Source organism: Blastomonas sp. AAP25, from assembly GCF_001295965.1.
GTDB lineage: Bacteria > Pseudomonadota > Alphaproteobacteria > Sphingomonadales > Sphingomonadaceae > Blastomonas > Blastomonas fulva.
Genome location: NZ_LJHP01000008.1, coordinates 140,191 through 154,483, shown reverse-complemented (window position 1 = coordinate 154,483; position 14,293 = coordinate 140,191). Strand labels below are relative to the sequence as shown.

The following is a 14,293-nucleotide window of genomic DNA, read 5'->3' as shown; positions in this document are numbered from 1 at the left end:
CGCCACGCGGCTTTGGCCGATGGAGGGTCCGTTTTCCGGCCTTTGTCCGGCACCCGCCATATTTTGAAAACGGTACCAAGCCAATGCACCCCCGCGCTCCTTATGCCTGCGATCCCGACGTCACGCGCGGACGGCAATATGCCGAACGCGGTGCGCCAACCCGGGGCCCGCGTAGCGCATTCCAGCGCGACCGCGACCGCATCATCCACTCGATCAGCTTTCGCCGCCTTCGCCACAAGACGCAGGTGTTCGTCGCGCCCGATGGCGACCATTACCGTGTCCGGCTGACCCACAGCCTCGAGGTGGCGCAGATCGGGCGGACGATCGCGCGCGCATTGGGGCTCGACGAGGATCTGACCGAGGCCCTGTGCCTGGCGCACGATATCGGCCACCCGCCGTTCGGGCATGCCGGCGAGGATGCGCTGCAGGAAGCGATGGCGGGGCAGGGCGGATTCGATCACAACGCCCACACGCTGCGCGCGCTGCACGTGCTCGAATCGCCTTATCCGCGCTGGCAGGGATTGAACCTCAGCTGGGAGGTGCTCGAAGGGCTGGCGAAACACAACGGCCCGGTCAGCGCCGCACCCTGGGCGCTGGCAGAGATCGACGCCGCGTTCGATCTCGACCTCGGCCGTCATGCCTCGCTCGAGGCCCAGGTGGCAGCGGTCGCCGACGACATCGCCTATGACAACCACGACATTGATGACGGCCTGCGCGCGGGCTTTCTGGCGTTCGACGACCTGCTCGCTCTGCCGTTCGCCGCTGCGCAATGGGACGCGATCCGCCAGCGCTTTGCCGATGTCAGCCCCGACCGGCTGCAGGCCGAGTTCGTCCGCGACCAGATCGGCCTGATGGTCAATGACGTGATCGCATCGACCCGGGCGCGAATCGCCGCTCTGGGGATCACATCGATCGAGGATGTCCGCAGCGCCGGACAGACGATCGCCGGATTTTCCGAACCCATGGCGGCGCAGGAGCGGCAGCTCAAGGCGTTCATGTACGAGCGCGTATATCACCACCCACGCCAGCTCGAGGCGGCGGCGCTGGCCCGCGAAGTCATCGCCGCGCTGTTTGCCGCCTATCGCGGTGATCCCGGCCTTCTGCCCGAGGACTGGCGTACCCGCATGCCCGCAAGCGAGCCCGCGCAGAGCCGCCACATCGCAGACTTCCTCGCCGGGATGACCGACCGATTCGCGCTGACCTGCCACCGCGCGATTTTCGGCCATGCGCCCGGGGGGCTCAGCCACGTCTGACGTGCGGATATTGCAACGCAGCGTAATTTGATTGACAGCCCTTTCGGCTTTGGTCATTCCCTCAGGCGTCGATGGGGCGCAAGCCCTTGAAAACGACACGGGAGAGCGCGGGGTGCAAGCCCCGCCACCGAAGGAGCAACCGCCCCGGAATCTCTCAGGTCATCGGGACCGTGTCGTTAGTCGGCGCTCTGGAAAGCGGGTGGCCCTGCCGGGCTGCTCCACCGAAGGGGTAAATGGGGGTCCGCGATGCGGATCATCATGAAAGCTCTCAGGTTCAAGTGACAGAGGGGGTTGGATGTCGGGCAGGGCCAATGGGCCGTGCCGTGGCGTTCAGCCTCATGCCACCGGAGTGCCAGATGACCACCGACTATATCGCCGAGATGCTCGAGCGCATTCCTGACAAATTGCTGACGCTGGACGCCTGGCACCGCGCGCGGGGTGGCCGGATGGTGTCGTTTGCGGGCTACCAGATGCCAGTGCAGTATGAAGGCGTCATGGCAGAGCATCTGTGGACGCGCGAGAACGCCGGATTGTTCGATGTCAGCCATATGGGCCAGGTGTTGCTGACCGGTGAAGACCCCGATGGCGCGCTCGAAACGGTGGTCCCCGGCGAGATCGCCAAGCTCCCAGTCAACCGCATGCGCTATTCGCTGTTGCTCGGCGAGGATGGCGGCGTGCTCGACGATCTGATGATCACCCGGCGCGAGCGAGACCTTTATCTGGTGGTCAATGGCGCCTGCAAATATGATGACCTTGCCTATATGCGCGAGACTTTCCCCGATGAGGTGGTGATCACGCTGCTCGACGAGCGCGCGCTGTTCGCGCTGCAGGGGCCCAAGGCGGGCGAAGCACTGGCCAGCCTGATCCCCGACGTGGCCTCGCTCTATTTCATGCAGGCGGGCGCTTTCACGCTGGACGACATGTCGCTGTGGATCAGCCGCTCGGGCTATACCGGCGAGGACGGTTTCGAGATCAGCGTGGATTGCGACCATGCCGCGGCACTGGCCGACCGGTTGTGCGCGATCGACAGCGTCAAGCCGATCGGGCTGGGCGCGCGCGATTCGCTGCGGCTTGAGGCGGGCCTGCCGCTCTACGGCCATGACCTGGATGAAGACACCAGCCCGATCGAGGGCGATCTGGGCTTTGCGATCAGCAAGCGTCGCCGCGCCGAAGGCGGCTTTGCCGGTGCCGAGCGCGTGCTGGGCGAACTCACCGGCGGTGCACCGCGCAAGCGCGTCGGCCTGGCCGTCGAGGGCCGCCAGCCGGTGCGCGAGGGCGCCGAGCTGTTTGCGGGTGATCGTCTGGTCGGCAAGGTTACCTCGGGCGGTTTCGCCCCCAGCCTGGGCGCGCCGATCGCTATGGGCATGGTCACGGCCGCGCACGCCGCCATCGGCACCGCGCTGGAAGCCGAGGTGCGTGGCAAGCGCATCGCGGTCACCGTCGCTGCCATGCCCTTTGTACCCCATCGCTACCACCGGCCCACCGCGGCCTGATTTTACCTGAACGAACGGAGCCGGATCATGAGCCGCTATTTTACCGAAGAACATGAATGGGTCGAAGTCGAAGGCGACATCGCCACCGTCGGCATCACCGACTACGCGCAGCAGCAACTGGGCGATGTGGTGTTCGTCGACGTGCCCGGCGAGGGCAAGCAGTTCGACAAGGGCGATGAAGCCGCAGTCGTCGAATCGGTCAAGGCCGCCAGCGACGTCTACAGCCCGGTCTCGGGCACCATCGTCGAAGGGAATGACGTGCTCGCCGACGAGCCTGCTTTGGTCAACACCGATCCCGAAGGCGATGGCTGGTTCTTCAAGCTCGAGCTCAGCGATGCCAGCGAACTTGAAGGTCTGATGGATGAGGGCGCGTACAAGAAATACGTCGCAGGCCTCTGATCTGACACGCAATCCCTGATTACACCCTGGCTATTCCGCCACAGGACATCACTTACCCATGCGCTATCTTCCCCTCAACTCCCATGACCGTCAGGCGATGCTGGCCACCGTTGGCGCCGCGACGATCGACGACCTGTTCATCGACATTCCGCAGGAAGCGCGGCTGAGCGGGCCGATCCACGATCTGCCGATGCACGCGCCCGAAATGTCGGTCGAGCGCCATATGAAGAAGCTTGCCGGCCAGAACCTGGTTGCCGGCGAAGTGCCGTTCTTCATGGGGGCAGGCGCCTATCGCCACCACGTTCCCGCTTCGGTCGATCATCTGATCCAGCGCGGCGAGTTCCTCACTGCCTACACGCCCTATCAGCCCGAAATCGCGCAGGGCACCCTGCAGATGCTGTTCGAGTTCCAGACTCAGGTCGCACGGCTGCTGGGAGTCGATGTCGCCAATGCCTCGATGTACGACGGCTCGACCGCGTGCTGGGAAGCGATCGGCATGGCGCGGCGGATCACCAAGCGCGCGACCGCCCTGCTGTCGTCGGGTCTGCACCCGCATTATGTCGGCGTCGCCAAGACGATGGCGCGCTTCACCGGCGATGCACTGGTGCACTCCGCGCCGACGCTGACCGCAGACACCGATATCGACGCTCTGATCGCGCAGATCGACAAGAACACCAGCTGTGTCGTCGTGCAGTATCCCGACATTCTGGGCCGCGTGGGTGATCTCACCGCGCTGGCGCAGGCGACTCAGGCAGCCGGCGCGCTGCTGATCGCGGTGGTGACCGAGCCCGTGGCGCTGGGCGCGCTGCGCAGCCCGGGCGAAATGGGCGCGGACATCGTGGTCGGCGAAGGCCAGTCGCTGGGCGTCGGGCTGCAGTTCGGCGGGCCCTATGTGGGCCTGTTCGGCTGCAAGCAGAAATATGTCCGCCAGATGCCGGGCCGGCTTTGCGGCGAGACCGTCGATGCCGAAGGCAAGCGCGGCTATGTGCTGACCTTGTCGACCCGCGAGCAGCATATCCGCCGCGAAAAGGCGACCAGCAACATCTGCACCAACTCGGGGCTTTGCGCGCTGGCATTCAGCATCCACATGACCCTGCTGGGTGAAAAGGGGCTGCGCTCGCTCGCCGAGATCAACCACGCGATGGCGGTGACCGCCGCCGACCGTCTGGCGCAGGTTCCCGGCGTGTCGGTCCTTAATGACAGCTTTTTCAACGAGTTCACGCTGGTTCTTCCCAAGGACGCGCGCGCGATCGTGCGCGAACTGGCCGATCGTCAGATCCTCGGCGGGGTTTCGCTCGGACGGCTTTACCCTGAAGAAGCAGCGCTTTCGAACGGGCTGATCGTCGCGGTGACCGAGACGGCGACGCATGAGGATATCGAGGCCTTCTCGGCCGCTTTGCAGGAGGTGCTGGCATGAGCATGAACAACCAGGGCCGCCCGACTCGCCAGTCGGTGGACGATGACGCAGGCACCGCCCAGGCGACCAGCACCGGCAACCGCGCGCTGATGCTGGAAGAGGCGCTGATCTTCGAAATCAGCGATTCCACCCGCACCGGGGTCGATCTGATGGAAGCCCCCAAGGTCGCTTCGCGCCTCGGCGGGCTCGAGCGCAAGGCCGCGATCGGACTGCCCGGCCTGTCCGAGCAGGAAACCGTGCGGCATTACACCCGCCTCAGCCGCCAGAACTATGCCATCGATCTTGGCCTGTTTCCGCTGGGATCGTGCACGATGAAGCACAATCCGCGGCTGAACGAAAAGATGGCGCGGCTGCCCGGATTTGCCGACATCCATCCGCTGCAGCCGATCCACACCGTGCAGGGCGCTCTCGCGGTCATCGACGAACTCGGCGAATGGCTGATCAAGCTCACCGGCATGGCGGGCGTCGCGATGTCGCCCAAGGCGGGCGCGCATGGCGAACTGTGCGGAATCCTCGCGATCCGCTCGGCGCTCGAGGCGCGCGGCGACAAGCGTTCGGTGATCCTGGTCCCCGAAAGCGCGCACGGGACCAACCCTGCGACCGCGGCATTCGTCGGCTATCAGGTCGAGGACATCCCCGCCAATGCCGATGGCCGCATCAATCTGGAGGCGCTGCTGGCGCGTCTGGGCCCCGATGTCGCCGGCGTGATGATCACCAACCCCAACACCTGCGGGTTGTTCGAGCGCGATCTCAAGACGATCTCGGATGCGGTGCATGCAGCGGGCGGCTTCGTCTATTGCGATGGCGCCAACTTCAATGCGGTCGTGGGCAAGGTGCGCCCGGGCGATCTAGGCGTCGATGCGATGCACATCAACCTGCACAAGACTTTCTCCACCCCGCATGGCGGTGGCGGTCCCGGTTCGGGTCCGGTGGTGTTTTCGCAAGCGCTTGCGCCGTTCGCGCCTTTGCCGTTCGTCGAGCGGATGGACGATGGCCGGCTCGCGCTGATCGAGGAAGAAAGCGCCGAGGACCATCACGCGTCGAGCTTTGGCCGCATGGTCGCGTTCCACGGCCAGATGGGCATGTTTACGCGCGCGCTTTCGTACATCCTGAGCCATGGCGCGGACGGCCTGCAGCAGGTCGCCGAGGATGCGGTGCTCAACGCCAATTATGTGCTGCGCTCGCTCGAGGACGTGCTCGACGCACCGTTCGCAGGCGCCGGGCCGTGCATGCACGAGGCGCTGTTCTCGGATGCGGGGCTGGCCGAGGGCTTCTCGACCATCGATATCGCCAAGGGGCTGATCGATGAGGGCTTCCACCCGATGACGGTTTATTTTCCGCTGGTGGTGCACGGCGCGATGCTGGTCGAGCCCACCGAAACCGAAAGCAAGGCGGCGCTCGACCAGTTCATCGGCGCATTCCGCTCGGTGGCATTGCGCGCCAAGGCGGGTGATCAGTCGCTGCACAGCGCGCCGCATTTCGCGCCGCGCCGCCGTCTCGACGAGACTTTGGCCGCGCGCAAGCCGGTGCTGGTCTGGACCGAGCCCGCCGCCGCTCAGGCGGAAGCTGCAGAATAGGAGAGGGGAGGCCCACCCGGTGACGCGCCGGGTGGGCACTTTCCCGGATCGCGGCGTTGGTCCGAGCGCCTAGAGCCAGCGCCGGACGCGGCGGCAATAATCCTCATACGGCTTGCCAAAGCGCGTCGCCAAATACTTCTCTTCCTTGGCAATCACCGCCCGGTCGATGGCGATGAAGGCGAACGGCACGAACAGCAGCACGCCCATGCTGGCATCCCAGATCGCATAGCCGATATGGATGATCACCATCGCCAGATACATCGGGTTGCGGCTGTGCCGATAGGGCCCGCGCGCGATGATCGCCTGGCTGGGCGTCCACGGCTCGGGGTTCTCGCCATAGGCGCGGAACAGCCCGAGCGAGACGATCAGCACCATGATCCCCGCCATCACCAGTGCAAAGCCCGCCCATGTCAGGTCGCGGCTGATCGGCATGACGGGCAGGCCCAGCAGCCGGTCGGCGAGTAGCCCGAGCAGGATGAAGCCCAGGAACACCAGAGGCGGCGGAAATCCGACCGCAGGCGCAATGCTGGCATCGATCCGCGGCAGCTGGGGTGGTTCGTCGTCCATTGCCGCCACCGTGCCGCCTCGTACCGGCTCTGGCAAGCTGCCTGATTGCGCGGTGGTCGATATCGCGGCATGGTCCTTTGCATGACTGACCCGAAACCCTGGCTGATCGACGAGGCGGGCGCCGAAGCGCGCCGCCATGCGCCTGCGACCTTGCGAAACCGCGATGCGATCACCGATGTGCTTCGCGGCGTGCTGCCGCCCCAAGGCACGGTGCTCGAGATCGCGAGCGGCAGCGGCGAGCATATCGTGCATTTCGCGCAAGCCTTCCCGCACCTCGTGTGGCAACCCAGCGACTGCGAGCCCGCCGCGCTCGCCTCGATCGCGGCCTGGGCGGCGCAAGCGGGCGCATCCAACGTGCAGCCGCCGCTCGCGATCGATGCCGCGCAGCCCGGCTGGCCGCTCAAGCGCGCCGACGCCATCATCTGCATCAACATGGTGCACATCAGCCCGTGGGATGCGACGCTGGGACTGTTCAAAGGCTGCGCCCGGGCGCTCGCTGCGGAAGCGCCCATCATTCTCTATGGGCCTTATCTCGAGGAGGGCGTGGAGACGGCAGCCTCCAATCTTGCGTTCGATGAATCGCTCAAGGCGCGAAATCCGGCATGGGGACTGCGCCACCTTGATGACATGGATCGCGTCGCATCGGACCATGCCTTCGCGCGGACCAGCCGCCACGCCATGCCAGCCAACAATCTCACGCTGGTTTACCGGAGGCGTTCGGCGTAGCGCGTGCTGAATCGAAGCTATGTCGGCTTTTGAGGTGCGAGAAAAAAGCTGCCGTTCGGCAAGCGACCCCAAAACAGACATTGAGGAACGTCTGCTCTGACCATTGTCCCCTATAGTGGAAAACACTACGCTCTTCCGCGAGAGGCTGTAGGTGAGGATGGACGCGAGGATGGACGAGCCGGATTGGACGATGGAGGATCACCTGCTGCATGGGCGAGCAGCGATCCGGAAAATAGCAAACGTTGCTGACCAAAACATCTCTGAGCCAAAGGTCTGCTTCCACCTTTACCCCCTCACGTCAGGTGATGAGGAAAACTGGGGTATGGAGGCGCAGTATTGCCAGCTTGCGAGGCGCGAGTTCGAAAACTGTGGTCAAGAGTTTGATGTTGATTACGTGGGAGGGCACTGCGGCATTGAGGCATGGCAAGACGTCATGCCTACCGAGGATTGGCTCACAAGTGCGGTTCCACTGATGTGGGGGACGGCTGCGAAGGCCAACATGTACCTTGCAGGATGGAGCTTCGAGCCGCGCACCGGGCCTTACATCTCCGTGAGCAGGTCGGTGAGTGTCTATAACGGAAGCAAAATCAGCGAGCATCCGCCACCCGCCGCAGCCCAGTCATTTGGACGGTTGGGCGATTGGTTAAGAAGGCAGCTTCGTTGAGGCGACGCACTAAAAGCCGAATGTCTGGTTTCCACCCACAAACGGTCGTTCCCGATGCATCGGTAACTCTCCAAGTCCGGTCAGGCAGCTATCCGATGAATTCTGCCAAAGCCGACAACCCATTCACAGACCCCTTGGCGGCCAGCCCGCTTTGTCCGTCATCCCGGGCTTGACCCGGGACCCAGGGTTTTGATTCCCGGCGGCGTACGTGGTTGCTCTGGGCCCCGGATCAAGTCCGGGGTGACGATGAGGGGTGGGGCGGCTTTTTGCTGCGGCGCTGATCGCGATGCCCGGCAAACACCCTGTCGCTGGTCTATCGCCGGGTTTGACGCAATTCTATTGTCAAGCCGCCCGCATTCCGCCTAGCCTGCCCGCGTAAACGGCAGGGCCAAAATGGTCCGCCCTCACGACATTGGAGAGAGACATGCTGGCAACCACGGCGCTCGCGCGCACCGATCTGGGATCGACCATCGCCTATTGGGCGCACGAACGCCCCGAGGGCATTGCGCTGGATGACGGCGTGCGGCGGATCAGCTATCGCGAACTCGACGCTCTGGTGGATCGTTATGCCCGCGCGTTTGCCGGGGCCGGGCTGCAGCCGGGGGAGCGTATCGCCTGGCTGGGCAAGAACGCGAGCCTCTATTTCATCCTGCTGGTCGCAGCCTCGCGCGCGGGCTTGGCGATGGTGCCGGTCGGCTGGCGGCTGGCAGTGCCTGAGGTGCGCTATATCCTTGCCGATACCGGTGCCGCGCTGCTGGTGTGTCAGGATGCGTGTGCAGGCTTGGCGGCAGCGGCAAGCGAAGGCCTTGAGTCGTTGCGTTTCACGCTGGTCGAAGGCGACAGCGATGTCGGAGCCATGACGTCACTTGAAGCCTGGACCGATGCGCAGCCCAAAGGCGACCTTCCCGACGCCGATCCCGATCGCGGTGTGCTCCAGCTCTATACCTCGGGCACCACCGGCAACCCAAAGGGCGCGGTGCTGTGCAACCGCAACATGTTCGGCCTGCGTCCGGTCATCGAGGCTTCCGATGTCGATTGGTACAAGATCAACCACCACGATTCGATGCTGGTGATCATGCCGGTGGCGCATATCGCGGGCTCGGGTGTGGGGACGATCGCGTTCTACAACGGCTGCCGCGCGGTGATCCGTGCGGAGTTCTCGCCCGATGCGGTGCTCGATTGCGTCGCCGATGGCGTGACGCACATGTTCTTGGTGCCCACCGCGCTGCAGATGGTGGTCAACCACCCGCGCGCCGCCAGTACCGACTGGTCGCCGCTCAAGCTGGTGATGTATGGCGCAGCGCCGATCCCGCTCGCGCTGCTGCGCCAGTGCATGCAGACCATGGGCGCCGATTTCTGCCAGCAATACGGCATGACCGAAACCACCGGCACCTTCTGTGCGCTGCCGCCCGAGGATCATGATCCTGCGGGCAACGAGCGGATGCGCTCGGCGGGCAAGGCGCTCCCGGGCGTCGAGATCCGTATCGTCGATGGCGGTGGCAACCCGGTGCCCAACGGCACGATCGGCGAGATCGCGACGCGCTCGCCGCTCAATATGGTCGGATACTGGCGCAACGACGCCAAGACGCGCGAGACCGTCGATGCCGATGGCTGGCTGCGCACCGGCGACGCGGCCTATATGGACGATGACGGCTATGTCTTCATCCAGGACCGGGTGAAGGACATGATCATCTCGGGCGGCGAGAACGTCTATCCGGCCGAGGTCGAGAATGCGATCTTCGGGCACCCCGACGTGCTCGAGGTTGCGGTGATCGGCATCCCCGACGACAAATGGGGCGAGGCGGTGAAAGCCGTTGTGGTTCCCAAGCCGGGCCATGAGGTTGATCCCGCATCGGTGATCGCCTGGGCGCGCGAGCGCATCGCGCCATTCAAGACGCCCAAGACGATCGATGTCATCCCCGAGATGCCACGCAATGCCACCGGCAAGATCCTGCGCCGCTCGCTGCGCGAGCCCTATTGGCAGGGGCGCGAGCGTCAGGTCGGCTGAGGGTTCGGCTGGCTTCGGACGTGGGATCAGCGCTTGCGCAGCCGCGCCAGCCGGTTTTCGCGCCAGGCGATGTACAGGCCCGAACCGATGATCAGCGGTGCCCCGATCCAGGTCGCGGGCACCGGCCAGTTCTGCCAGATCAGCCAGCCGATCAGCGCGGCCCAGATCAGGCTCGAATAATCCATCGGCAGCACAACGGACACCGGCGCCAGTCGCAGCGACCAGGTGATGCCCAGCTGCGCGGCGGCCCCGAACAGCCCCATCAGGGCGATGATCCCCCAAGTCTGCGCATCGTGCGCCTGGCCGACGAACAGCATCGCGATGCCCAATGGCACCATCGAGCTGACCGAAAACCAGAACATCGTGGTCACCGGGCTTTCGGTCGCGCCCAGCTTGCGGATCAGGATGCTCACCCACGCGGTCATCGCCACGCCGCACATCGCGACCAGCGCGCCGGTGGGCGGGATGTGGCCATCGCCGGGCTGGATCACGACCAGCACGCCGGTGAGCCCGACCGCGATCGCTCCCCAGCGGTGCACCCCGACCGATTCCCTGAGCAGGAAGATCGACAGCAAGGTGGCGACCACCGGCACCATGAAGCCGATCGCGGTCGCCTCTGCGATCGGCAACAGCGCAAACGACAGGAAGTTGAGAGTCATCGCGACCATCCCCACCACCATCCGGCTGGCATGCGTCCAGGGACGCTGCGTCTTGAGCGCGGCCAGCCCGGGGCCGGCCAGCGCGACGGGGACCATCAGCAGCACGCCCATCAGCTGGCGATAGAACACGCTTTCGAGCACATGAACGCCGCGGGCCGAGGCGAGCTTGACGCAGGCGAACATCGCGGTGAGGAATATCGCCGAAAACAGCCGCGCGGCGATGCCGTAAAGCGGCCTGTTGATCGAGGCAGCAGGCGCTGATTCCGGCGCAGGCAGGGGGTCGGGCAGGGCCATTGTCTGCCCTGCTATCAGCCAATCGGCCGCGCGTCATCCCGGAGCAGCGCATTTGTGCCGGACAATCGCACCTTGCCTTGCCTGGACGGGCATTTTCGCATGGGGCCTATGGAAAAGGGCAGGGTGGTCGCACTGGCCAAAGCGGGGCGATTGGATTATTCGCCTGATGCCCTTGAGGATAGTTCTTCTCCAGACCAGAGATGTCAGCGACAGGATTGCCATGACCACCCAGTTCGAGCTCACCGAAGACCAGCTTGCCATCCAGGAAGCCGCGCGCAAGTTCACCGCCGACCGGATCACGCCCTTTGCCGCCGAATGGGACGAGAAACACATCTTCCCGCGCGACACCATCAAGGAAGCCGCCGATCTCGGTTTCGCCGCGATCTATGTCAGCGAGGAAAGCGGCGGCATCGGGCTTGGACGGCTCGAGGCGGCGCTGATCATGGAGGCGATGGCCTATGGCTGCCCCTCGACCAGCGCGTTCATCTCGATCCACAACATGGCCGCCTGGATGATCGACACCTTCGGTTCGGAGGATCTGAAGGGCCGCTATCTCCCCGACCTCGTGACCATGGACAAGATCGCCAGCTATTGCCTGACCGAGCCGGGATCGGGGTCGGACGCCGCTGCGCTCAAGACCAAGGCGGTTCGCGATGGCGATCATTATGTGCTGAACGGCTCAAAGCAGTTCATCAGCGGCGCGGGCGCCAACGACGTGTATGTCACCATGGTGCGTACCGGCGAGGATGGCCCCAAGGGCATTTCGTGCCTGGTGATCGACAAGGACACCCCGGGCGTCAGCTTCGGCGCCAACGAGAAGAAGCTGGGATGGCACAGCCAGCCCACCGCGCAGGTGATCTTCGACAACGCCCGCATCCCCGTTGCCAACCGAGTCGGTGCCGAGGGCGACGGCTTCCGCTTCGCGATGATGGGGCTCGATGGCGGGCGGCTCAACATCGGCGCGTGCTCGCTGGGCGGGGCGCAGCGCTGCCTCGACGAGGCGGTCAACTACACCAACGACCGCAAGCAGTTCGGCAAGCGGATCAGCGAATTCCAGAACACCCAGTTTATGCTCGCCGACATGGCGACCGATCTGGAGGCGGCGCGCGCGTTGCTGTATCTCGCCGCCGCCAAGGTTTCGGCCAATGCGCCCGACAAGACCAAGTTCGCCGCGATGGCCAAGCGGCTGAGCACCGACAGCGGTTCGAAGATCGTCAACGATGCGCTGCAACTGTTTGGCGGATATGGCTATCTGCAGGACTATCCGATCGAGCGCTTCTGGCGCGACCTGCGCGTGCATTCGATCCTCGAAGGTACCAACCAGGTCATGCGGATGATCGTCGCACGCGAAATGCTGCGCCAGTAAGGACGACTGCCATGACCACCGATGTTCTCACCCGCGTCGAAGGGCGCACCGGCATCATCAGCCTCAACCGCCCGGGCGCGATCCACGCGCTCACCACCGCGATGTGCAGCGCGATGACCGATGCGCTGGTCGCCTGGATCGACGACCCTGCGGTCGAGGCGGTGATGATCGACCATGCCGAAGGCCGCGGCTTCTGCGCCGGCGGCGACATCCGCATGCTCGCGACCAGCGGCGCGAAGGACGGAGCCGAGGCGCGCGAATTCTTCTTCGTCGAGTACCGACTCAACCATCTGCTGTTCGTCTACCCCAAGCCGGTGGTCGCGTTCATGGATGGGATCACCATGGGCGGCGGGGTCGGCCTGTCGCAGCCCGCGCGCTATCGCATCGCCACCGAAAACACGCGCTTTGCCATGCCCGAAACCGGCATCGGCCTGTTTCCCGATGTCGGTGGCGGCTGGTTCCTGTCGCGGCTGCCGGGGCGTACCGGCCAGTTTCTTGCGTTGACTGGCGCGCGGCTGGATGGCGCGGAGTGCCATGCGCTGGGGCTGGCGACGCACTATCTGCCGTCCGACACGCTTGCCAACGCCAAGACGCAGATCGCCGAGCACCCCGACCGGATCGACGAAATTCTCGAGAGCCTTGCGGTCGAGCCGCCGCCGGCGCGCATCCTGGGCAACCGCGAGCTGATCGACCGGCTGTTCGCATCGGACCGCTACGAGGACATCCTCGCCGCGCTGACCGCCGAAGACTCGGAATGGAGCGCCAAGGAGCTTGCCACGCTGAGCCACAAGTCGCCGCAAACGTGCAAGGTGGCGCTGCGCCAGCTGAAGATCGGCGCACATATGCCTGATTTCGCTGCCGAAATGGTGCAGGAATATGCCATCGGTGCGCGCGTCGTGCAGATGCACGATTTCATCGAAGGCGTCCGCGCGCTGATCATCGAGAAGGACAACGCGCCTCGCTGGAACCCGCAAACGCCCGAGGGCGTGACCGACGAGCTGCTCGACACCATTTTTGCGCCGCTGCCTGCCGATCAGGCCTGGACGCCCTTGGAGATTGCCCGATGACCTATGAAACCCTGCTCGTCGAACAGCGCGGCGCCGTCACGCTGATCACCCTGAACCGCCCGCAGGCGCTGAACGCGCTCAACAGCCAGGTGCTCGCCGATCTGATCGCCGCGCTCGCCGCGTTCGATGCCGATGCCAGCCAGGGCTGCGCGGTGCTCACCGGCAGCGAGAAAGCGTTCGCGGCAGGCGCGGACATCAAGGAAATGGCGACGCAGTCCTTCGCCGACATGTACGGCGGCAACTTCTTCGCCGGCTATGATCGTGTCACCGCCACCCGCAAGCCGGTGATCGCGGCGGTTGCAGGCTATGCGCTGGGCGGTGGCTGCGAGCTCGCAATGATGTGCGATTTCATCATCGCGGGCGACAACGCCAAGTTCGGCCAGCCCGAGATCAAGCTCGCCGTTACCCCCGGAATGGGCGGATCGCAGCGCATGGCGCGCGCGATCGGCAAGGCCAAGACGATGGACATGTGCCTCACCGGGCGGATGATGGACGCGACCGAGGCCGAGCAATCGGGTCTGGTGGCGCGCGTCGTGCCCGTCGCCGATCTGGTCGACGAGGCGGTCAAGGCCGCCGCTACCATTGCCGGCATGGCGCCGCTCGCCACGCTGGCGGTCAAGGAAATGGTCAACGCCGCGTTCGAGACCACGCTGCAGCAGGGCGTCGTCTTCGAACGCCGCCTGTTCCACGGGCTGTTCGGCAGCGAGGACCAGACCGAAGGCATGGCCGCGTTCGTCGAGAAGCGCCCGGGCAACTGGACCGGTCGCTAGACCCGGCCTGCAAGCGCGCGTCTGCGCTAGACC

General features: G+C 65.0%; 13 protein-coding genes and 1 riboswitch. Of the genes, 11 read left to right on the top strand and 2 right to left on the bottom strand.

What is annotated here, in order from left to right; genetic code table 11:
* Positions 1-83 precede the first annotated feature (83 nt).
* From IP68_RS08990 to gcvPB, 5 genes are all read left to right on the top strand, one after another.
* Positions 84-1,253, top strand: coding sequence for a deoxyguanosinetriphosphate triphosphohydrolase (locus IP68_RS08990; protein ID WP_054134636.1), 1,170 nt, complete (start codon positions 84-86; stop codon positions 1,251-1,253).
* Between the two features lie 88 nt (positions 1,254-1,341).
* Positions 1,342-1,434, top strand: a riboswitch (glycine riboswitch).
* A gap of 175 nt (positions 1,435-1,609) precedes the next feature.
* Complete coding sequence (gcvT, locus tag IP68_RS08985) at positions 1,610-2,746, top strand: glycine cleavage system aminomethyltransferase GcvT (RefSeq protein WP_117353580.1); 1,137 nt, start codon at positions 1,610-1,612, stop codon at positions 2,744-2,746.
* A gap of 27 nt (positions 2,747-2,773) precedes the next feature.
* A complete protein-coding gene (gene gcvH / locus IP68_RS08980; protein ID WP_054134635.1) occupies positions 2,774-3,145 on the top strand; it encodes a glycine cleavage system protein GcvH in 372 nt (123 codons plus the stop codon).
* 58 nt (positions 3,146-3,203) lie between these two features.
* A complete protein-coding gene (gene gcvPA / locus IP68_RS08975) occupies positions 3,204-4,562 on the top strand; it encodes an aminomethyl-transferring glycine dehydrogenase subunit GcvPA (protein ID WP_054134634.1) in 1,359 nt (452 codons plus the stop codon).
* Entirely contained in the window at positions 4,559-6,139 is a 1,581-nt protein-coding gene (gene gcvPB / locus IP68_RS08970; protein ID WP_054134633.1) for an aminomethyl-transferring glycine dehydrogenase subunit GcvPB, read from the top strand. The genes gcvPA and gcvPB overlap by 4 nt, the downstream gene beginning before the upstream one ends.
* A gap of 69 nt (positions 6,140-6,208) precedes the next feature.
* Here gcvPB and IP68_RS08965 read toward each other — a convergent pair whose 3' ends face one another.
* Complete coding sequence (locus IP68_RS08965) at positions 6,209-6,706, bottom strand: isoprenylcysteine carboxylmethyltransferase family protein (RefSeq protein WP_054134632.1); 498 nt, start codon at positions 6,704-6,706, stop codon at positions 6,209-6,211.
* Positions 6,707-6,787: 81 nt separating this feature from the next.
* Here IP68_RS08965 and IP68_RS08960 point away from each other — a divergent pair, with 81 nt between their 5' ends.
* The 3 genes from IP68_RS08960 to IP68_RS08950 all read left to right on the top strand — a co-directional run bounded on the left by IP68_RS08960 (position 6,788) and on the right by IP68_RS08950 (position 10,104).
* Positions 6,788-7,432 carry a DUF938 domain-containing protein gene (locus IP68_RS08960; protein ID WP_054134631.1) on the top strand — a complete coding sequence of 215 codons (645 nt, stop codon included), beginning with the start codon at positions 6,788-6,790 and terminating at the stop codon, positions 7,430-7,432.
* A 169-nt stretch (positions 7,433-7,601) separates the two neighbouring features.
* Positions 7,602-8,096 (top strand): hypothetical protein, encoded by a 495-nt coding sequence (locus IP68_RS08955; protein WP_156318007.1) that lies wholly within the window; start codon positions 7,602-7,604, stop codon positions 8,094-8,096.
* 424 nt (positions 8,097-8,520) lie between these two features.
* Positions 8,521-10,104: a fatty acid--CoA ligase gene (locus IP68_RS08950; RefSeq protein WP_054134629.1), complete on the top strand. Its 1,584-nt coding sequence runs from the start codon at positions 8,521-8,523 to the stop codon at positions 10,102-10,104.
* A gap of 26 nt (positions 10,105-10,130) precedes the next feature.
* Here IP68_RS08950 and IP68_RS08945 read toward each other — a convergent pair whose 3' ends face one another.
* The gene (locus tag IP68_RS08945) at positions 10,131-11,057 is read right to left on the bottom strand and encodes a DMT family transporter (protein WP_082382238.1); all 927 of its coding nucleotides are present in this window, start codon (positions 11,055-11,057) and stop codon (positions 10,131-10,133) included.
* Between the two features lie 220 nt (positions 11,058-11,277).
* Here IP68_RS08945 and IP68_RS08940 point away from each other — a divergent pair, with 220 nt between their 5' ends.
* Genes IP68_RS08940 through IP68_RS08930 form a run of 3 tightly spaced genes read left to right on the top strand, consistent with a single transcriptional unit; the run spans position 11,278 to position 14,260 of the window.
* Entirely contained in the window at positions 11,278-12,423 is a 1,146-nt protein-coding gene (locus IP68_RS08940; RefSeq protein WP_054134628.1) for an acyl-CoA dehydrogenase family protein, read from the top strand.
* An 11-nt stretch (positions 12,424-12,434) separates the two neighbouring features.
* The gene (locus tag IP68_RS08935) at positions 12,435-13,490 is read left to right on the top strand and encodes an enoyl-CoA hydratase/isomerase family protein (RefSeq protein WP_054134627.1); all 1,056 of its coding nucleotides are present in this window, start codon (positions 12,435-12,437) and stop codon (positions 13,488-13,490) included.
* The gene (locus tag IP68_RS08930; RefSeq protein ID WP_054134626.1) at positions 13,487-14,260 is read left to right on the top strand and encodes an enoyl-CoA hydratase; all 774 of its coding nucleotides are present in this window, start codon (positions 13,487-13,489) and stop codon (positions 14,258-14,260) included. Before IP68_RS08935 ends, IP68_RS08930 begins: the two co-directional genes overlap by 4 nt.
* Positions 14,261-14,293: the final 33 nt, after the last annotated feature.